Origin of the sequence: Tenacibaculum sp. 190524A05c (genome assembly GCF_964036595.1) — a bacterium.
In the GTDB taxonomy this organism is placed as follows: Bacteria; Bacteroidota; Bacteroidia; order Flavobacteriales; family Flavobacteriaceae; genus Polaribacter; species Polaribacter platacis.
In genome coordinates this window covers 2,003,059-2,022,641 of record NZ_OZ038523.1, presented here as the reverse complement: position 1 = coordinate 2,022,641, position 19,583 = coordinate 2,003,059, and the positions used below count along the sequence as shown (strand labels likewise).

The 19,583-nt window shown below is 30.7% G+C and carries 18 protein-coding genes; 8 read left to right on the top strand and 10 right to left on the bottom strand.

Annotated features, from left to right (window positions below; genetic code table 11):
* Positions 1-23: 23 nt before the first annotated feature.
* Positions 24-704, bottom strand: a complete 681-nt coding sequence (locus ABNT61_RS08830) for a hypothetical protein (RefSeq protein ID WP_348723780.1) — start codon at positions 702-704, stop codon at positions 24-26.
* A 138-nt stretch (positions 705-842) separates the two neighbouring features.
* Here ABNT61_RS08830 and ABNT61_RS08825 point away from each other — a divergent pair, with 138 nt between their 5' ends.
* Positions 843-3,233: an aminotransferase class I/II-fold pyridoxal phosphate-dependent enzyme gene (locus tag ABNT61_RS08825; protein ID WP_348745639.1), complete on the top strand. Its 2,391-nt coding sequence runs from the start codon at positions 843-845 to the stop codon at positions 3,231-3,233.
* A 54-nt stretch (positions 3,234-3,287) separates the two neighbouring features.
* Here the strand turns inward: ABNT61_RS08825 and ABNT61_RS08820 are convergent, their stop codons facing one another.
* The 3 genes from ABNT61_RS08820 to ABNT61_RS08810 form a co-directional block, all read right to left on the bottom strand.
* Positions 3,288-4,091 carry a TerC family protein gene (locus ABNT61_RS08820; protein ID WP_348745638.1) on the bottom strand — a complete coding sequence of 268 codons (804 nt, stop codon included), beginning with the start codon at positions 4,089-4,091 and terminating at the stop codon, positions 3,288-3,290.
* Positions 4,092-4,177: 86 nt separating this feature from the next.
* Positions 4,178-4,732 (bottom strand): hypothetical protein, encoded by a 555-nt coding sequence (locus ABNT61_RS08815; RefSeq protein WP_348745637.1) that lies wholly within the window; start codon positions 4,730-4,732, stop codon positions 4,178-4,180.
* A gap of 25 nt (positions 4,733-4,757) precedes the next feature.
* On the bottom strand, positions 4,758-5,096 hold the full coding sequence (locus tag ABNT61_RS08810; RefSeq protein ID WP_348745636.1) for a hypothetical protein: 339 nt from the start codon (positions 5,094-5,096) through the stop codon (positions 4,758-4,760).
* 353 nt (positions 5,097-5,449) lie between these two features.
* Between ABNT61_RS08810 and ABNT61_RS08805 the strand changes: the two genes are divergently transcribed.
* Both ABNT61_RS08805 and tig read left to right on the top strand, forming a co-directional pair.
* Positions 5,450-5,803: a phage holin family protein gene (locus ABNT61_RS08805; protein WP_348712639.1), complete on the top strand. Its 354-nt coding sequence runs from the start codon at positions 5,450-5,452 to the stop codon at positions 5,801-5,803.
* 100 nt (positions 5,804-5,903) lie between these two features.
* A complete protein-coding gene (tig, locus tag ABNT61_RS08800) occupies positions 5,904-7,226 on the top strand; it encodes a trigger factor (RefSeq protein WP_348712637.1) in 1,323 nt (440 codons plus the stop codon).
* Between the two features lie 59 nt (positions 7,227-7,285).
* On the opposite strand, the gene ABNT61_RS08795 is transcribed toward tig, so the two are convergent.
* The 3 genes from ABNT61_RS08795 to ABNT61_RS08785 form a co-directional block, all read right to left on the bottom strand.
* On the bottom strand, positions 7,286-7,945 hold the full coding sequence (locus ABNT61_RS08795; RefSeq protein WP_348745635.1) for a CPBP family intramembrane glutamic endopeptidase: 660 nt from the start codon (positions 7,943-7,945) through the stop codon (positions 7,286-7,288).
* A gap of 117 nt (positions 7,946-8,062) precedes the next feature.
* Complete coding sequence (locus ABNT61_RS08790) at positions 8,063-8,884, bottom strand: LytTR family DNA-binding domain-containing protein (protein WP_348745634.1); 822 nt, start codon at positions 8,882-8,884, stop codon at positions 8,063-8,065.
* Positions 8,885-8,960: 76 nt separating this feature from the next.
* Positions 8,961-9,422, bottom strand: coding sequence for a Na(+)-translocating NADH-quinone reductase subunit F (locus ABNT61_RS08785; RefSeq protein ID WP_348712930.1), 462 nt, complete (start codon positions 9,420-9,422; stop codon positions 8,961-8,963).
* Between the two features lie 65 nt (positions 9,423-9,487).
* Between ABNT61_RS08785 and ABNT61_RS08780 the strand changes: the two genes are divergently transcribed.
* The 3 genes from ABNT61_RS08780 to ABNT61_RS08770 all read left to right on the top strand — a co-directional run bounded on the left by ABNT61_RS08780 (position 9,488) and on the right by ABNT61_RS08770 (position 12,094).
* Positions 9,488-10,843 (top strand): DEAD/DEAH box helicase, encoded by a 1,356-nt coding sequence (locus ABNT61_RS08780; RefSeq protein WP_348712633.1) that lies wholly within the window; start codon positions 9,488-9,490, stop codon positions 10,841-10,843.
* Complete coding sequence (locus ABNT61_RS08775; protein ID WP_348712632.1) at positions 10,843-11,208, top strand: Na(+)-translocating NADH-quinone reductase subunit F; 366 nt, start codon at positions 10,843-10,845, stop codon at positions 11,206-11,208. Before ABNT61_RS08780 ends, ABNT61_RS08775 begins: the two co-directional genes overlap by 1 nt.
* A 319-nt stretch (positions 11,209-11,527) precedes the next feature.
* Positions 11,528-12,094, top strand: coding sequence for a uracil-DNA glycosylase family protein (locus ABNT61_RS08770; protein ID WP_348745633.1), 567 nt, complete (start codon positions 11,528-11,530; stop codon positions 12,092-12,094).
* Positions 12,095-12,097: 3 nt separating this feature from the next.
* Here the strand turns inward: ABNT61_RS08770 and ABNT61_RS08765 are convergent, their stop codons facing one another.
* The 3 genes from ABNT61_RS08765 to polA all read right to left on the bottom strand — a co-directional run bounded on the left by ABNT61_RS08765 (position 12,098) and on the right by polA (position 16,929).
* Complete coding sequence (locus ABNT61_RS08765; RefSeq protein WP_348745632.1) at positions 12,098-13,369, bottom strand: DUF6734 family protein; 1,272 nt, start codon at positions 13,367-13,369, stop codon at positions 12,098-12,100.
* A gap of 87 nt (positions 13,370-13,456) precedes the next feature.
* Positions 13,457-13,687 (bottom strand): hypothetical protein, encoded by a 231-nt coding sequence (locus tag ABNT61_RS08760; protein ID WP_348745631.1) that lies wholly within the window; start codon positions 13,685-13,687, stop codon positions 13,457-13,459.
* A gap of 428 nt (positions 13,688-14,115) precedes the next feature.
* Positions 14,116-16,929: a DNA polymerase I gene (gene polA / locus ABNT61_RS08755; protein ID WP_348745630.1), complete on the bottom strand. Its 2,814-nt coding sequence runs from the start codon at positions 16,927-16,929 to the stop codon at positions 14,116-14,118.
* 122 nt (positions 16,930-17,051) lie between these two features.
* On the opposite strand from polA, the gene ABNT61_RS08750 reads away from it, so the two are divergent.
* The gene (locus ABNT61_RS08750) at positions 17,052-18,185 is read left to right on the top strand and encodes a serine hydrolase domain-containing protein (RefSeq protein ID WP_348745629.1); all 1,134 of its coding nucleotides are present in this window, start codon (positions 17,052-17,054) and stop codon (positions 18,183-18,185) included.
* 122 nt (positions 18,186-18,307) lie between these two features.
* On the top strand, positions 18,308-19,531 hold the full coding sequence (locus tag ABNT61_RS08745) for a metallophosphoesterase (RefSeq protein WP_348745628.1): 1,224 nt from the start codon (positions 18,308-18,310) through the stop codon (positions 19,529-19,531).
* Positions 19,532-19,583: the final 52 nt, after the last annotated feature.

The following is a 19,583-nucleotide window of genomic DNA, read 5'->3' as shown; positions in this document are numbered from 1 at the left end:
GGGTAAGGGAATGCCTCATTAATCTATCCTCTTCTGTCTTCTCTTCTTTCTCTACGGTCCTCGATTATCTCTTTTTTATCTTCGATAATCTCTAGTTTTGTTGCCGCAATATCAGCTTCCATAGTTTTAGCAAACTCATTTAATAATTTTGAATTTGTCATTAATTTGTGTTTTCCTGGAGCCTTTTTTGCCAAGAAATTATAAGCCTTAATAGTTTTCATAATTTCTTTTTGACGTTCTGTTCTTTTAATCTGTGCTTTTAAATCACGCACATCATCATTCTTGTCTCTTCTATCATCTCTTTTATCACGTACATCATCTCTATGAGCCCTCGATCTTTTGTTTCTATGTCTTGAAGCTTCTCGTCTTGATCTAGCTAACTCTCTTCGGCTTTGTTTTAATTCTTTCTGATCTTGTTCTATTTTGCGCTTACTTTGTTTAATCTCTCTTTTCATATCAGATAAGATATCAGCTTTTAGAACCTTTATTTGTTTTGTATCGTGAGCAATAAATGCTTCTTCAAAAGCAATAATCTTCTTCTTAAATGTATGAAGTTGGGCAATATCTTTTTTTAATTGTTTATTGTTAACAACCATTGCTTTTCTATTGTCAATTGCCTCTTTCGTGTTTCCTAATGATTGTGCTTTTACAGTACTAATTGATAATACTAAACCTGCGAATAAAAGTGTTTTTAATGTCCTCATAATCTCATTGTTTTTTATCTAAGACTATGTTTTTTGTAAAAGGTTTAAAAATGTAAAAAAATAAACTTGATGAGATACGAAAATGCCTTTTTTTGTGTTTCCAGATGAAATTAAATTAACCCACTAACCAAATAAAATATGATTAATAGTTTAGACAAACTAATTGACGATGCTGTAGAAAGAGGAATTCTACAGAAATCAACAAATGGAGATAGATTAGACTCTGCCGAAATTCTTGTTGATAGAGATAAGTTTGTGAATTTTGGATCCTGTAGTTATCTCGGTTTAGAGTATCACCCCGAACTTAAAAATGCAGTAAAAGCTACCGTTGATAATTATGGTACACAATTCTCCACATCAAGAACGTATTTATCTATTGGACTTTATGATGAATTGGAACATGAATTATCTACAATTTTCGAAAAACCTGTAATCGCAACAGCAAGTACAACTTTAGGTCATTTAGCCGCACTACCTGTTATAGTTGAGCCAAATGATGTTGTGATACTGGATTTACAAGTGCATTCGAGTGTACAAATGGCTACTCAGATTTTAAAAGCAAATAAAACCCCCGTTTATCTTGTTCCTCATAATGATATGGATGCTCTTGAAAGTAAAATCAAATCACTAAGTGACAAAGCTAATAAGATTTGGTATATGGCTGATGGAGTCTATTCTATGTATGGAGATTATGCGCCATTAGTTCAACTAGAGAAACTTTTAAATAAGTATAAAAAGTTTCATTTGTATATTGATGATGCACACGGAATGGGATGGACTGGAGTAAAAGGAGCAGGTTATGTTAGAAGCAAAATGAAGCATCATGAAAAAATGGTGTTAGCTACTTCGTTAAACAAATCTTTTGCAGCTTCTGGTGGAATCTTAGTTTTTCCTAACAAAGAGATGTATCGAAAGGTTAAAAACTGTGGAACTACTTTAATATTTTCTGGTCCAATACAACCACCAATGTTGGGGGCAGGAATTGCCTCAGCCAAACTTCATCAATCTGATGAATTCGAGGATATTCAAATGGCATTAAAAGAAAAAGTTGCTTACACGAATAGAAGGTTAAAAGAACTAGATCTACCTCAATATATGATTACGGATTCTCCTTTGTTTTTTATTCCAGTAGGATTACCTAAAATAATCTTGAACATTATAAGAAGAATGAAAGAACGTGGTTTTTTTCTTAATAGTGCAGGTTATCCTGCAACTCCAATTAAAAGAGGAGGAATTCGATTTATGATTACGAATAACTTAAGTGTTTCTCAAATAGAATCAATGTTGGTTGCATTAAAAGAAGAATATTTACTTGGTTTGCTAGATGAAGGAAGTTCACCGAATTATGTTGCTAAACAATTTAGATTGGACCCTTTCTTAGGTGATTACGATACATCTTTAACTACGAAAAACGAAAATTCATTTTTAAAGGAGGAGAGATTCAACAGTATTTCAGAAATCGATAATGAGCAATGGGATAGATTATTTTCTAAAAATGGAATGAATAGTTCTAAGAACCTATTGGCCTTAGAAAATGTTTTTTCTGATAATTTACATAAAGAGGATAATTGGGATTTTAAATATCAGATTATTAAAGATTCAAAAGGTAGTATTGTCTTAGCTTCAGTATTTTCTGTTAGTTTGATGATGGAGGACTTGTTAGAAGATAAAAGCTTATCTGAAAAAATCAGGCAGCTGCGAACGGAAAATAAATATTACTTAACGTCTAGAACATTGCTTACAGGAACACCTTTTACTAAAGGAAGAAGTATATATATCAACTATAAGCATTCTGATTGGAAGTTTGCAGTTCAACAATATGTAGAAAATCTACAGCAAGTTGCTGAACAAGAAAAGGTGTCTAAAATTATTCTTCGAGATTTTACAGATGATGAAAACAAAAAATTGGAGTCCTATTTAATGGAACTTGGTTTTCTGAATTTGGAGTTTCCAAATAATTGTTCTGTTAAAGATTTGAACTGGAATTCATTTCAAAATTTTATGGGACAAATGAATCAAAAATACAGATACTCTCTACGAAAAGAAATCTTAAAATATGAAGATGATTTTGTGATTGATTATAATAAACCTAAAACTGATGAAGAATTATTGAAAGTCTATAATCTTTATAAAGAGGTTCATAGTCAATCTGCTGAAATATCTGTGTTTGAATTGCCATTTAAACTTTTTGAGAGTTTTCAAAAAAGAGATGATTATGATTTCATAAATATATATGCTAAAGAAGACTCTGAAACTCTACTTGGTGTTATGATTAGTGTTGTTATTGCTGGAGTGTATTACGCTCAATTAGTCGGTTTAGATTATAATTATGCAAGAGAGAAAAGTATTTATAAGCAACTTTTGTATCAAACTGTTTTACGTTCCAAAATGCTTGGGTGTAAAAGCTTAGATCTTGCATATACTGCAGAAATGGAAAAGAAGAAAGTCGGAGCAACTATTGAAAAAGTAAATGGTTTTGTTATGGCTTTAGAACACGATAGTTATATGGAGATGCAATTATTAAAGTAAATAAAAAGCGACACTAATTGGTGTCGCTTTTTATTTAAAATATTTTTTGAGAGATTATTGCTCTTTCTTCTGTTCTGCTAATATTTTCTTTTGGTAACGTCCTTGAACAATATCGGTAATTACTAAAACTACAATTACAAAGTAGAACGTAGTTTTACTCATTGGCTCAATAGGGTTTCCAAATAATTTGATGTGCGCTAAATGTCCTCCTTCAGTTACTAACATTATTCCTACAACTAAAAGAATAAATAAACCAAGAACTTCGTACATTCTATTTTTTGCTAAGAAAGCAGAAATTCTATCGGCTAAAAATAACATCAATAAACCACTAATTACAATAGCAATTGCCATTACAATAAAAGCAGTAGTTGAACTATCGATTTCACTAGTTAAACCAATTGCTGCTAAAATAGAATCAAAAGAGAAAACCAAATTCATGATTACAATACTTACAATTGCAGCATTAGCAGATTTAGTTCTTTTTCCATTTCCTTCCACATCATGATCTAAATCTTTAATAGAAATCATATGCCAAATTTCTTTGATGGCTGTATAGATAATAAAACCACCTCCAGCTAATACAATTAAACTATGTCCATTAAAAGCAAACTTCACAACGTTATCGACGCCACCAGTTAACCAAGAAAATGGCTCTTGGAAAAAATCAATAATAGAAACTAAAATGAAAAGTAAAACTATACGTAAACCAATTGCAATTAAGATTCCTGTTTTACGAACTCGTTTTTGTTCTGATTCTGGTGCTTTTTTAGATTCTAAAGAAATGTATAATAAGTTATCGAATCCTAAAACGGCTTGCAGCATTACAAGCATTAATAAGGTAAAAATAATTCCAAGCATTGGTGAATATGTTTAATTTTTTGTGCGCTAATTTATAGGAAATAAAATAAAGTGTCAAAGCGCAGAGGTATTCTGTTTCCAAATCGTTATTCACCTATTTCTTTAACTAACCAAGAATTAGTTCCCCATTTTTTATAAAGTTGTGAGTACTTTATTATAGGTAGCTCATTTTCTGGCACCAATTTTTCTTCTAGCCCGCGAACAAAATCAAAAATATCATTAGTTAGTTCTATGTGAGTTTTAGGATGTCCGTCAGGATCATAATAATAGATTTTATCCTTGTTTTCTCCTGTTATTCCTAATAAAATCCCACCAATAGTACAATATCCTATAGTTAAGAAATGAATATCATCATTTTGTTCAATTTCTTTAGAAATAAGTATGGATTTTTCAATGGAATTAAATCCTGTAAAATCAATTTTTGGTTTTGGTGTGTAACTATAATAGGTTAAATATCTTTCATCATTGTAATCTGGATGAATGTAAGTTTCATAACTTATAAAACTATTTTTAAGTAAGAAGTTTTTAGCGAATAATTTATATATAGGAGGTAATTCAAGTTTGTGATTTTTCTCCAAGTTAATAAAATTGACTTGGTCAGAAAAGCTTCGTGATTGTAATAGCTCAAATCCCTTTTTCATGAATGCTCTATAGGTTAATTTTTCTTTATGTTTTGATGGTGTTTCTTAAAATTGTAAGCCATTCCATAATTATCTTGTGAAAATCGCTAGTAGGAAGGATAAGTTCGGGATGCCCTAAATCACTTCCCATTAACTTTGTCTTTAGTTTTTCAACATAGGCTAAACCTATAACATCAGCACCAATATCATTAAAGTCCAATACTTCATTGATTATTAACATAAGTTCTGGTAATAAATCTTCCTCTATGTCTTTAATTTTATTCCAAAATAATAGAAAATGAACTAAAATTTGTTTGCTACTATCTTCAGAAGTAACGATATTGTTCTTAATAGCAAGATTATACTTTTTGAAGATACTTTTCATTAGCAGTTCAAGTATTGTTATGAAAAATTTATTTAATGTAAATTAAATTGAAATAAAGTTATTTTGGATTTTTGATTATTTGTTTTCGCTCATTTCTTTTATTCTAAGATTTAAGTATTTTACAAATCTAAATGCTACATAGAACAGAAGAATAATAAAAACAAAAGAGATCAATTGACCAATTATTAATCCGAAACTGTAATCATTATAGGTTTCCATACTTTTTTTCGTAAAAATAAACCTTTCTCTAAATTAAATGCCATTTTATACATGAATTTCAAATACTTTATGCCAAAAGTTCTTGTTTTTGAGTTTGGTATAGTTGTGGATTATTTAAATGTAAAAAGAAGAAAATGAAATTAATAGTTAAATTATTACTAACGGCCTTAGCTGTTTTAGTATTGTCAAATTTATTAAGTGGAATCGTTGTAGATAATTATATGACAGCGGTTATCATTGCAGTAGTTATTGCAGTACTTAATTTATTTGTACGTCCAATTTTAGTCATACTCACATTACCGGTAACAATTCTAACATTAGGATTATTTCTATTTGTAATTAATGCAATAATCATTCTAATGGCAGGGAAATTAGTTTCAGGATTTTATGTGAACGGATTTTTTACTGCACTTTTATTTAGCGTTTTATTGTCAATATTTAGGTCGGTTTTGTTCGGTATGCTGAAAGAAGAAAAAAAGAATAGATAAGTTTTATATAAGTATCTTTATTTCAAATGTATAAAATGCTTGTTAGACTAATTTAAAAATAGTAATTTTGCACCCAATTTTTTAAGAAGATAATAGTCAAATGAATATTACAAAAGAAAACATAGACGCATTAAATGCCATTGTAAAAGTTGATATTGTTGCTGAAGATTATAAAGATAAAGTAACAGAGGTTTTAAACGATTACCGTAAAAAAGCTAATATTCCTGGATTCAGAAAAGGAAATGTTCCTATGGGAATGGTAAGAAAGCAGTACGGTAAAGCAGTAATGATTGATGAAGTAAACAAGCTTTTACAAGAAAGTTTAAACAACTTCTTAGTAGAAGAAAAATTAGACATCTTAGGAAATCCATTACCAGTTGTTAAGGATGATTTTTCTTGGGATACTGAAAAGTTTTCTTTTGAGTTCGAATTAGGATTAGCTCCAGAATTTGACGTTGATGTAAAAGGTAAGAACAAGATTACTGAATACAAAATCGTTGCTACAGATGAGTTAATTGATAAAGAAGTTGAGAATATTCAGAACCGTTACGGAAAGTTAATCACTTTAGAAGAAGGTGAAGAGCATGCTAATGTAACAGGTACTTTTGTTAATGAAGAAAATGAAATTAACAAAAAGTCTACTTTCTTAGTAAATGATTTAAAAGGAAAGAAAAACGAAAAGAAATTTATCGGAGCTAAAGTTGGAGACGTTATCGAATTAGATACTAAGAAACTTTTCGAAGAAGATTTCAAATTATCTCAAGTTTTAGGTGTTACTAAAGAAGTAGCTGATGAGTTAGATACTAAAGTAACATTTACTATTGAAGAGATCAATAGAACTGAGCCTGCAGATTTAGATCAAGAGTTATTTGGAAAGATTTTCCCTGACGGAAGTGTTACTACTGTAACTGAGTTAAAAGAGAAAATCAAGCAAGATGCTGAAGGTCAATTCCAACAACAAGCTGATCAACAATTATTAAATGCAGTAACTGAGCATTTTGTTGAAAACACAAAGTTTGATTTACCTGCTGATTTCTTACAAAAGTGGTTACAAACTGCTGGAGAAAAAGAATTAACAGTTGAGGAAGCTAAAGAAGAGTATACTAAGTCTGAAAAAGGATTACGTTACCAATTAATCGAAGGAAAGATTATGAAGGATAACGAAATCAAGTTAGAGTACCCAGAGTTATTAGAGTATACAAAAGGATTTATCAAAGCTCAAATGGCTCAATTTGGTAACATGAATCCAGAAGAAGAGGAGTTAAACAACATCGCAGGAAGAGTATTATCTAACAAAGATGAAGCACAACGTTTACAAACTCAATTAATTTCTCAGAAATTATTAACGTTCTTCAAAGAAAACATGAAGTTTAAGAGTAAAGAATTAAGTTACGAAGACTTTATCAAAGAAGTTTACAAATAGTCTTTACTTTAAGAAATATTGAAAAAGCCGATGCATTGCATCGGCTTTTTTTGTCTAATTTATTGCCCAAGGTTGAAGTATAAAGCTAATATAGCAATGGTGTCAAACCAACCGTGTATAGCTACATTTAACCATAAATCATATTTCTTTTTATAAAAAATATAGGATAATATCATACCAATTATACCAGTTAATAATTGTCCAGTTATACCTTGATAAGAATGCATAAGCCCAAAGAGAATTCCGAATAATAGAATATTGATAGTCATGCTAATTTTTCCATCTCCAAAAAACTTCGCAAACTGTTTCATAAAATAACCTCTCCATACGATTTCCTCTCCAAACGCTGCAGAAATCCAAACAAATAACAATAGAAATATTAATGAAACAGGATTTCCTTTCACAGCATCAAAATCAGAATAGTCAATAGGTTGGTTTGTTATGTAAGTTAACAAAGGAAGCAACACATAATAGTAAATTAAGAAAAGGCCAAAAGCTATTAAAGGAGCATGAATCAATATGTTTTTTTTGTTGAAGTTAGAACTAGAAAATCCTAATTGTTTTAAAAAATTAGATTTAAATTCAACATAGCTTACTAAAAGAACAAAAAGCATTGGTACAATCATTACCAAATATGAAACTGATAATGAAGAATACCAGAACAAGAAAATTAAAAGAATAGTAATAATTGGTAAAATCTTAGTTTTAAAAGTGGTCATTTGTAATTCGTTTAAGTATTAATTCGATTACAAAGCAATAAGATTAGATAGTGTTAAACTACTGTTTTTACTGATGTTTTACTGAATGGTAGTAAAATAAATACTGAATAGTAGCTGTTATTTTTCAGATGGATTAAACCAATTTAAAAATTCTTGTTTTTTATAACGACTTACAACTAATTGTAAGTGATCTGAATCTGTTTTTTTAGGTTGCAATGAAACCTGAAGTTTACCATTTTCGATAGTAGTAACTTCATTTATGGATGAGAGATGTAAAATAAATTGTCGGTTAGCTCTGAAAAATACATTTTGGATTAACTTCTCTTCAAGCTCTTGTAAGGTAAATTCAGTTGCAATAGATTCTCCATTTATTTTCATAATGTAAACAACTTTTTCTTCGCTAAAGAAATAGGCAATTTCTTGATAAGAAACCTTGACCGTTTTTCCATTTCTTTGAACAGTTAATGATAGATTTGAAAAGTTTGATTTATGAAGTTTATAAATTTTCTCTCCATACATTAAGGTCATTGCAATTACACATAATAATAATGTTACAAGTAACCCTATTAAGAAATAATAGAATTCAAAATTGTTATGTGTGAGCCAAATAAGCAAACAATAAACAACAAGATAAGCAATAGATATAATGCCTAAAGTGGATAAAACATATCTTATAATTACAGTTGTAGATACGGATTTGGAAAAGTAATGTGTAGTGTAGTATTTAAAATTTTGATGGGCAATCCAGCTAATTATAATCCCTAATCCAACGGAAATTAATGTGGACTCCCATGGAAAATCGTAAGAAGAATTTGGAGAAAATAATTCATGATTGGTCAAGTGACTCGTAATAATAGAAAGTAATATCAGTACAGTTAAATTTCTAATTATAACTGCATGTTTTCTATAAAAACTTTTAAAAGACTCAATAACTTCCATAGTTGCTTTAAAGAAATACTAAACATGTATTACAACTCGAAAGATAGGAAAAGAATTAAGTTTTAACTGATTTATACTACTGATAAATTACATCGAATTGATATACAGGATCTTCGTTTTCAAATTCAAAAATCCTTGAATAATCCATAACATTATGAATTCCTTCTAATTCACATAAATAGGCCACTACGGCATTTAAACCATTAAAAAGATTGTCTTTGTTTGTAGAGTTTTTAGGTTTAGGATTGTAATGACAAAGTGGAACAGTAAATCCACAAGCTTCTAGAAAGGTTTTTTCAATTTGTAATAATTCTATAGGAGTGTAACCATTAAATCTGCGTCCTAACCTTTGGTGAACACGTCCAACATAACTTAAATCCGTAGAACCATGGTCATCAGATAAATGTTTCCAACTATCATGATTATCTAAAATATTACCTACTGCACAAGCTGAGCAACATTCTGGATTTAATTGGTTATTATGAAAGGCGTTGTATAGTTTTATTAGGGCTTGTTCTAAACGTTTCGGAGTATTCATATCATCATCAATTATCACTTTAAATATACAAAATATTGGTTGTACCTTTGCGGAAATTAAGTTAAATGACAACTTTCGAAGATTTAGATTTATCGAACCCATTGAGGAACTCAATTCTCGATTTAGGATTCGAACATCCAACACCAATTCAAGAAGAAGCATTTCCTGTAGTTAGATCAGGAAAAGATATTGTAGGGATTGCACAAACAGGTACAGGTAAAACCTTTGCGTATGTATTACCTATTCTTAGAGATTTAAAATTTTCAAAGCAATTAAATCCAAGAGTATTAATCTTAGTGCCTACAAGAGAATTAGTAATTCAGGTTGTTGATGAAATCGAAAAGTTGGCAAAATATATGACCTTACGTGTACTTGGTGTATATGGTGGAGTTAACTTAAATAGGCATAAGCAGGCAGTTGCCGAAGGATGTGACATTATAGTCGCAACTCCCGGAAGATTGTACGATTTAGCGTTAAGTAGAGTTTTAAAATTGAAGTCAATCCAAAAGTTGGTTATTGATGAAGTAGATGTAATGCTTGATTTAGGTTTTAGATTTCAGCTGTTAAACATCTTTGATTTACTCCCAGAAAGGAGACAAAATATTATGTTTTCTGCTACAATGACGGAAGATGTCGAAGCTTTAATTGAGGATTTCTTTACGGCTCCTAGAAAAATAGCAATTGCTGTAAGTGGAACACCTTTAGATAATATTGAGCAAACAACATATGATGTTCCAAATTTTTATACAAAAATGAATCTTCTGAACTTTTTATTGTTCGATAAATCAGAATATGAAAAAGTATTAATTTTTGCTCCGAACAAAAGAAATGCTGATAGGATTTTTAACTTGTTAGAAGAAGAGTTTCCTGGACAAAACTGTGTAATTCATTCAAATAAAACACAGAATTATCGTATGAAGTCTATTGAAAACTTCAACGAGGGAAAACACAGAATACTTATTGCAACAGACGTTATTGCTCGTGGTTTAGATTTACAAGAAATTTCGCACGTAATTAATTTTAATCCTACTCAGTATCCTGAAAACTATATGCACAGAATTGGTCGTACAGGTAGGGCAGAGCACAAAGGAAAATCGATTTTATTAGTTACAGAGAGGGAAAAAGAAGCTAAGCAAAGAATTGAGGAATTAATGAATTATGAAATTCCTTTAGTTACAATACCTGAGCCTGTAGAGATTTCTAGTCAATTAACCGAAGAGGAGAGACCAAGAGAAGATAAATCCCAGTCTAATAATAGAACTTCACAAGAGTATGTTCCTGGACCAGCTTTTCATGAAAAGAAAGAAAAGAATAAGAAGGTGAATTTAGGTGGAAGTTATAGACGAGAAATTGCAAAAAAATATAAAAAGCCTAAAACAAGAGGAGATAAAAATTACAACAAACGAAACAAAAGAAAATAATGAGAGTTCTTACCGATCAGGAATTACATAATTTGGCGATGAACATTGTTGGAAAGAAATTGCAAGAAATGGGGTATGAATTTGTTGCAATTAATAGTGAATTGAAAAAACATCCACAGTTCGTATTGTTTAAAAAAGGAGAACCTACAATTTTTGTTTTAGTGAAGGCTTCTAATAATCTTCAAAATCCAAATTCTTATGATACAGTTTGGATGGAAACTTTTAAAGAACACGCAAAAAAACAGAACGCAAAAGTCTGGTTTGCAGGTGTTGGGCTTGCTAATGCGGAGAGCGTAGATTTGCCTGTTTTGAAGGATCAACCTTATTATGTAGCGTTCGAAAACTTCTTAAAATTGACTAATTAGTATTAATTTCCATGTAAATTATGTGGATTTTGCATCCAACCATGCTGTTTTTTATGCTTTTGATACAAAAAGGGGTAAAATCCTGTGAAAATCAGACGTTTGTGTCGTATATTTGTATTGGGATTATTTTAAATTATTAACATCATGGGGAAATTATTACTTAAAAGGGTAAATAGTTTTTTTAGAAGTTTATTTACTACTTTAGCTGAATTCGGTAGCGGAGCGAGCTACGCAATCAGACACTAAAAAACAAAAACTATTTTACAGAATACACCTACTATCATATACATAGTAGGTGTTTTTTTTGTTACTTAGTTTTATGAAACAGTTATTAGATGAAATAAGTTCTTGTGTTATCTGTAAAGATTTTATCCAACCACGTCCTGTAGTAAAGGCTACAGAATCTTCTAAAATTATTATTGTTGGACAAGCTCCAGGTACAAAAGTTCACGCTTCTGGTATTCCATGGGATGACGCAAGTGGCAAACAGCTAAGAAAATGGTTGTCTGTTTCAGATGAGGAGTTTTACAATCCAGAACTTTTCGGAATAATTCCAATGGGTTTTTGTTATCCAGGAAAGGGAAAATCTGGAGATTTACCACCAAGAAAAGAATGTGCTCCTAAATGGCATCAACCTTTATTTGACAAATTAGAGCAAGTTGAACTCGTTCTCTTGATTGGGCAGTACGCTCAGAAATATTATTTAAAAGAGAAAGCAAAAAGAACACTTACAGATACTGTCAATCATTATGAAGAGTATCTTCCAATGTTTTTTACCTTACCACATCCTTCGCCACGGAATAGATTTTGGTTGTCAAAAAACCCATGGTTTGAGGAACATGTTATTCCAAAGTTACAGCAAAGAATAAAGAGTATTTTAAAGTGATCTTTAAAACTCTGTTTTCAATATTTCTAACAACATAAACTTATCCATCACATAAGAGATTAGCTTATCCTTTAGCTCATCTTTATTCGTGTCTTTTAAAAAGTCTTCATCTAGGCAAAGTTCATTATACAGTTGTTTGATACTAGTTGGTTGTTCAAAGTATAATAAGATAGCCAACCAGTCCTTTATTTCTTCCCTTTGAAGCGTTCCATTTTGTGGTAATGGATATTCAATATAGTAACGACCGTTATCTTCGGAAATATTAACCTTCGGGTTCAATTGAAATTCAGAATTGAATATATCTTCTATGGTTTTAGTCTCTAACCAACTATAGATTTTAAATAAGTGATCCATTCGCTCCGTTGGAAAATCGCAATCAAAATTATCGTCTGGAAATGCTGACTTCAAGTTATCGTTGAGTTGGGTATAAAAATCAGGGAAATGATATTGTAATCTAGCTTCTAATTGTTCACAAGCAAACTCTGATTTTTTAGCGTATCCAATGCAGTGAACATATTTAGAATCAAAAGGTACGGTATGAAAATTAATTACTTTTGAAAAATCGGAGTCAACATCTTGTAAATAGTAATGTATTGGGATATTGTTTTTCTCTGCCAAAGCAAATCCTAATTGTTGCTCGAAAATTGTATTGAAAATACCAACATCTATCTTTTCGAAAAGATGAACATTTTCGTCAATAAAAGACAAAACTTTCTCTTTTAATAGTCTGAAGAATTCGTGATTCTGACCTCCAATAATTCCAGCATTAAAAGCATGGATGTTTTGATTTTTATATAATGAGTTAATCAATTCAGTAGGAATCCAATCAAAGTTGATTAGAATATCATTAAAAGCATCTTGATAGGCCGGAAAGTTAACTTCAATATTTTGAGTAAATAATTGAGAAGACAACATCTCTTCTGGAAACTTTTCCCAAATAAACACATCAGAATCAGCATGGAGAAAAGGTTCTGTTTGTTCTGCATAAGAAACAATTTTCCCAAGTGCCCAAAGCTTCGGGTTATAGGAATTGATTTTGTCTAAAGTAATATGTGTTTTAGAATATGGAAGATTCAATTGATCAATTAGTAATTCCTTTCCTTTAGTATCCGTGTATAACTCAACATCGTTGTAAAATTGTTTAAATGTTAAGCAACTCAATGCCTGACTGTAAAAGGAATATTTTTGTTTTAACCAGCCTCCTTTAAATCGAGAGTTAGGATCGTTTGATTGATTCATGCTTGGTTTTGACCAAAAGCTTTGAATAACTTTCATATGTATATTTTGAATGTGAGATGTGAGAACATGAGACTCCTAGATTGTTAAGAGTCTCATGAGTTTTTAGTTATTTAATATGACGGTTTATTGCCAGCAAAATAAAGATGGGTTTGGTTTGTAAACATAAAGTCTTCTACCAGAACTTGTAGTTGGACAACCTTGTTTATAAGCCCATCCGTCTGTGTTGCCAATTCCACCACAAATTATAAATGAACAACTTCCTGTAAAAGATCCATCATAACCACCAACTATTGTTTTAGTCTCTTTTTTACTAAGTACAGTTGCTTTGATCTGTTTTAAAATGTCTTCTTTCATTACGTGATTGATTAAAATTATACCTACTCGTAAGCTTTTCGGTTTCCGCTAAATTTGAAATACCAGTTTATAGACATAATTTCTTAGGTCTGAATTGCGCAATCTATTGTGATTGATTTATTATTAAATCAATGTAATAGCATAAAAAGAAGAGAGTAAAAAGATGCTTTCAAGCAACTGGGAGGTCAATTTTCATTCAAAATCTTTCATAACTCTTTTAGAATTTTATTGAAGAGAATGCTCAATAAGAATTCTTAGCTTTCTTAAATGTAGAGCAAAAAAGTATGAAGAAAATAATGCGAAAAGTTAAAATGAATTACGCATACGATTTCGTGTTAATAACTTTAGGTTTTAGAAGTTAGATAGAAATAAAAAAAGCTCACGAAACCGTTTCGTGAGCTCTTAATATTAAAATATTTTGACTAAAATTAATGTGCTTCTAACCAATTTGTTCCTAATCCAATTTCTACATCTAAAGGAACAGAAAGTTTAAATGCATTTTCCATTTCTTCTTTAATAATTGGTTTAATGGTTTCTAATTCATCATTATGAGCGTCAAAAACCAATTCATCATGCACTTGTAATAACATTTTTGATTTGAATTGTTCTTTTTCAAAACGTTTTTGAATGTTAATCATGGCCAGTTTTATAACATCTGCAGCACTACCTTGTATTGGAGCGTTTACAGCATTTCTTTCCGCCGCACCTCTAACAATAGCATTTCTTGAATTTATATCTTTTAGATAACGCTTTCTACCTAATATAGTTTCAACATAACCATGCTCTCTCGCGAAATCTACTTGTTGCGCAATAAAGTTCTTTAATTTCGGATAGGTTTCATAATACGCATTAATCAACTCTTTTGCTTCTGATCTAGATAAATTTGTTTGATTGCTTAATCCAAATGCAGAAACACCATAGATAATTCCGAAGTTTACTGTTTTCGCATTACTACGTTGTTCACGAGTAACTTCATCTAAAGCCACATTAAAAACTTTTGCCGCAGTGGAGGCATGAATATCTTCTCCATCTTGGAAAGCTTTAATCATTGTTTCCTCCTCACTTAACGCAGCAATAATACGTAATTCAATCTGAGAATAATCCGCAGCTAATAAAGTATAATCTTTATCTCTTGGAATAAAGGCTTTACGAACTTCTTGTCCTCTCTTTGTACGAATAGGAATGTTCTGTAAGTTAGGGTTATTTGAACTTAATCGTCCTGTTGCAGCAACAGCTTGAGCATACACAGTATGAACACGTTGTGTTTTAGGATTCAATTCATTTGGTAAGGCATCAACGTAAGTACTCAATAGTTTTTTACATTGACGATATTCTAAAATGTCAGAAACAATTTGATGCTCTTTTAGAGATGATAACACATCTTCAGCTGTTGAATACTGACCAGTTTTCGTCTTCTTAGGTTTGTCTACTAATTTTAGTTTTTCAAATAAAATTGGACCTAATTGTTTCGGAGAAGCAATATTGAATTCTTCATCAGCTTGCTCATATATTTTCTGTTCTAAAGAAGAAATATCCGAAGAAAGTTCTTTGGAGAAATTATTTAAAAATTCAGTATTTAAATTAATCCCTTCAATCTCCATATTTGTTAATACAGATACTAATGGAATTTCAACATTTTCAAATAATTCGGTAAGTTTTCCTGCTGCTAATTCTTTTTCAAAATGATTCTTTAGTTGTAAAGTAATATCAGCATCTTCAACTGCGTATTCTGTTTGCTTATCTAAATCAACTGTTCTCATTGAAAGTTGATTCTTTCCTTTTTTACCAATTAATTCAGTGATAGAAACTGGCTGGTAATTTAAATACGTTTCAGAAAGTATATCCATATTATGACGCATATCTGGATTGATCAAATAATGAGCAATCATCGTATCAAATAATTTACCTTTTACAGGCATATTATAATTAGATAATACTTTGATATCGTATTTTATATTATGGCCAATTTTTTCAATGTTTTCAGCTTCGAAAAACGGTCTGAATGTTTCTAAAATCTGTTGTGTTTCCTCTTGATCTTCTGGGAAAGAAACATAATATCCTTTTCCTTCTTCCCAAGAAAAAGCAATTCCAATTAGTTCAACTTCTAAAGATTTTAAACCAGTAGTTTCCGTATCAAAACAAACTGATGATTGAAGCATAAGTTTATCTAGCAACAATTTTCTAGAAACAGGTGTATTTACCAGTTGATAGAAATGCGAAGTGTTTGTAACAGTTTTAAAACCATTAATGCTTTCTGTCGCTGCATTTCCAGCGCCTGGAGTAGCGAACAAATCAAATTGTCCAGATGTGCTTTGAGCTTGTTGTGGTTTAGGATCAGAAGTTGATGCAGAACTTTCTTGAGAAAATGTTTTTAAGAAATTATCTGTTAATCGTCTAAATTCTAATTCTGCAAAAATTGCTTTCGTTTTTTCAATATCAGGTTGCTCAAAAATAAGCTTGTCTTGTTCCAGTTCAACAGGAACATCAAGCATAATTGTAGCTAACTTTTTAGAAAGTAAACCTAATTCTTGATTAGCTTCAACCTTCTCTTTCATTTTTCCTTTTAGCTCATGAATGTTTTCAAATAAACCTTCCATAGAACCATATGCTGCTAAGAACTTTTTAGCTGTTTTTTCACCAACACCTGGTAATCCTGGAATGTTATCTACTGAATCTCCCATCATTCCTAAGAAGTCAATTACTTGCTCAGGTCGTTCAACTTCGAATTTTTTCTGAACTTCTTCAACTCCCCATTTTTCGTATCCATTGCCCATTCTTGGAGGACGATACATAAAAATACTATCAGAAACCAGTTGAGCATAATCCTTATCTGGAGTTACCATATACGTTTCTAATCCTTCTTTTTCTGCTTTCTTTGCTAAAGTTCCAATAATATCATCAGCTTCAAATCCTTCTTTAACAATCGCAGGAATATTCATTGCTTCTAAGATTTGTTCAATGTAAGGAACAGCAATCCTAATAGCTTCAGGAGTTTCTTGTCTATTTGCTTTGTATTCAGGAAACATTTCAACTCTATCTACACTACCACCTCTATCAAAACAAACCGCTAAATAATCTGGTTTTTCTTTTTTTATAACATCTAACAAAGAATTGGTAAATCCTAAAATGGCTGAAGTGTCCATTCCTTTAGAATTAATTCTTGGATTTTTTATGAAAGCATAATATCCTCTAAAGATTAATGCATACGCATCTAATAAAAAAAGTCTTTTTTTGGTAGTCATATGTGTATTCGAATTGAAGAATGTAAAACTACAAAATAATACTGCCGTTCGAAAAAAAAGAGTAAAAATTGAAACAAACTTTTGTAATTTACGTCAGACAGTTAACCATAAAATCTAAACTAATGAAACTAATTTGGAAAATTATAATTTCGGTTGTAATACTTGGGATTCTAGCTTTTGGAGTTGCTAGTATTTGGGCATTTAATAAAATGTCAAAAATTGACGAATTAGTCCTTAGTGAGAATGATAGTCTAATCGAAAAAGTAGAGAAAACAGATAAATGGTTAGCCAAACTTCAAAAAGATAATAAATTTAATGGTGCAGTATTGTTGATTAAAAATGATAGTGTATTGCTTAAAAAGACATATGGTTTTACAGATTATACAAGAAAGGAAAAATTAACACCTCAGTCATCGTTTAGATTGGCATCTGTTTCAAAACAATTTACTGGAGTAGGTATTATGTTGTTGAAAGAAAAAGGTAAATTGAATTTTGATGATGCTATAACAAAGTATTTACCTGCTTTACCATATGAAAAAGTAACAATTAGAAATTTATTGACTCATACATCAGGAATTCCAGACGCTTATATGGATTTTCCTAAAAAATATAAGAAAGAAATAGGAAGTGCCTTAACCATTCCTATGATGGTTGAATTATTAGCTAAAGAAAATTTACCTTTAGAAAATAACCCGAATGAAGTTCATTCTTATAACAATACAGGATATGTGCTATTAGCAGCAATTATAGAAAGTGTTTCAGGAAAATCATTTGAAGAATTTATGCAAACCGAGTTGTTTGATAAGTTAGAGATGAAGAATACAAGAGTTTGGAATTTACTTTCCAAGGATAAAACTTTTCCAAATAAAACCTGGTCTTTTGAAAATATATTAGGAGATGTTGTAGAGTTAAAACCAGGAGTTTTAGATGGCATAGCTGGAGATGGAGGAGTGTTTTCTAGTATTGATGATTTTATAATATGGAATCAGTTTTGGTATGATAATCATCTGTTATCTAAAACTACCATGGAAGAAGCTTTTAAAGAAACAGTTTTAAATGATGGAACTGTTATCAATTATGGTTTTGGTTGGTCTATTTTTGGGAAAGATGCACATGCCCATAATGGTTCTTGGTTAGGAGCGAGAACAAGTTTCGCAAGAAATACTAAACTTAAAAATGCAATTGTTGTCCTTGATAATTCAACAAGTATGAATGTTAATGCAATTGTGAAACAGTTAGTGAAAGTTTTAAAATAAAAGGAATTCTTACTAGGGTTATAGTTTTTATTAACACTTATTTATCATATTCCATTGTTTAGCTGTATATAATGTATTGTAAGATAGCCGTATCTTTGTTGGGTTAAATTAAAAATAAAATTATGCCTCGTTGGGTAATCCCTGTAATTATTATTTCTTCTCTTATTATAGTTTTAGAAATTTATGCGTTTCAAGCAATTAAAACACTTACAAAAAACAAATTCATAAAATATGGTTGGCTGGCTTTTGGAGCTTTGGCTTATCTTAATTTTTTCTACGTTATATTTTCATCAGATAGAACTTCGGGTCAAACCAGACAGTTTCAATGGGCAGCTGGTTTTATGCTACTAGCGTTATTGCCAAAATTATTTATTCTGATCGTAATGTTTGGGGAAGATGTGTTTCGTTATGTCAAAAAAGGAATCTCATTCTTTTCATCAGAAACCACCGAATCTGTTGCGGGTAGACGAAAGTTTGTTTCTCAGCTCGCTTTAGGATTAGCTGCAATTCCTTTTGCAAGTATGCTATATGGGATATTCAAAGGAAAGTTCAATTATAAAGTTTTAAAATATCAATTAGCTTTTGAAGATTTACCAGAAGCTTTTGATGGATTTACCATCACTCAAATCACAGATATCCATTCAGGAAGTTTCGATAATAAAGAGAAAATTCAGTATGGTGTGGATTTAATCAATGAGCAGAATTCAGATATGATTTTATTTACTGGAGATATCGTAAATAATTTTGCCAAAGAAATGGATCCTTGGATTGATATGTTCAGTGCTTTGAAAGCTCCAATGGGAAAGTATTCTATTTTAGGAAATCACGATTATGGAGATTACTCTCAATGGGAAACAGAAGCTGATAAAAAAGCAAACTTTGATGCGATTAAAGATATTCATCCGAAAATCGGTTTTGATCTGTTATTAAATGAACATCGATATATTGAAAAAGATGGAGAGAAAATAGCTTTAGTTGGTGTTGAAAATTGGGGAAAAGGATTTAAAAAATCTGGTGATTTGAATAAAGCCTCTGAAGGAATTCAAAAAGAAGATTTTAAAGTTTTAATGACACATGATCCTACACATTGGGATTTAAAAGTAAAGGATAATGATTTCAACTATCATTTAACATTAAGTGGACATACACATGGTTTACAGTTTGGTATAGAAATTCCAGGGTTTTTTAGATGGAGTCCTTCTCAATATGTGTACAAGCAATGGGCTGGACTATATAAAGAATTCGGAAGATATATTAATGTAAATAGAGGATTTGGATATCATGCTTTTCCGGGTAGAGTAGGAATTTGGCCGGAAATAACTGTAATTGAGTTAAAAAAAGCGTGATTTTAACGTTTTTTCTGAGTTAAATCGTTGATGCTTAATAAAAAAATAGTAA

Coding starts and splice junctions, on each gene's coding strand:
- ABNT61_RS08830 (WP_348723780.1), bottom strand. CDS start 704: ATGAGGACATTAAAAACACTTTTATTCGCAGGTTTAGTATTATCAATT.
- ABNT61_RS08825 (WP_348745639.1), top strand. CDS start 843: ATGATTAATAGTTTAGACAAACTAATTGACGATGCTGTAGAAAGAGGA.
- ABNT61_RS08820 (WP_348745638.1), bottom strand. CDS start 4,091: ATGCTTGGAATTATTTTTACCTTATTAATGCTTGTAATGCTGCAAGCC.
- ABNT61_RS08815 (WP_348745637.1), bottom strand. CDS start 4,732: ATGAAAAAGGGATTTGAGCTATTACAATCACGAAGCTTTTCTGACCAA.
- ABNT61_RS08810 (WP_348745636.1), bottom strand. CDS start 5,096: ATGAAAAGTATCTTCAAAAAGTATAATCTTGCTATTAAGAACAATATC.
- ABNT61_RS08805 (WP_348712639.1), top strand. CDS start 5,450: ATGAAATTAATAGTTAAATTATTACTAACGGCCTTAGCTGTTTTAGTA.
- tig (WP_348712637.1), top strand. CDS start 5,904: ATGAATATTACAAAAGAAAACATAGACGCATTAAATGCCATTGTAAAA.
- ABNT61_RS08795 (WP_348745635.1), bottom strand. CDS start 7,945: ATGACCACTTTTAAAACTAAGATTTTACCAATTATTACTATTCTTTTA.
- ABNT61_RS08790 (WP_348745634.1), bottom strand. CDS start 8,884: ATGGAAGTTATTGAGTCTTTTAAAAGTTTTTATAGAAAACATGCAGTT.
- ABNT61_RS08785 (WP_348712930.1), bottom strand. CDS start 9,422: ATGAATACTCCGAAACGTTTAGAACAAGCCCTAATAAAACTATACAAC.
- ABNT61_RS08780 (WP_348712633.1), top strand. CDS start 9,488: ATGACAACTTTCGAAGATTTAGATTTATCGAACCCATTGAGGAACTCA.
- ABNT61_RS08775 (WP_348712632.1), top strand. CDS start 10,843: ATGAGAGTTCTTACCGATCAGGAATTACATAATTTGGCGATGAACATT.
- ABNT61_RS08770 (WP_348745633.1), top strand. CDS start 11,528: ATGAAACAGTTATTAGATGAAATAAGTTCTTGTGTTATCTGTAAAGAT.
- ABNT61_RS08765 (WP_348745632.1), bottom strand. CDS start 13,369: ATGAAAGTTATTCAAAGCTTTTGGTCAAAACCAAGCATGAATCAATCA.
- ABNT61_RS08760 (WP_348745631.1), bottom strand. CDS start 13,687: ATGAAAGAAGACATTTTAAAACAGATCAAAGCAACTGTACTTAGTAAA.
- polA (WP_348745630.1), bottom strand. CDS start 16,929: ATGACTACCAAAAAAAGACTTTTTTTATTAGATGCGTATGCATTAATC.
- ABNT61_RS08750 (WP_348745629.1), top strand. CDS start 17,052: ATGAAACTAATTTGGAAAATTATAATTTCGGTTGTAATACTTGGGATT.
- ABNT61_RS08745 (WP_348745628.1), top strand. CDS start 18,308: ATGCCTCGTTGGGTAATCCCTGTAATTATTATTTCTTCTCTTATTATA.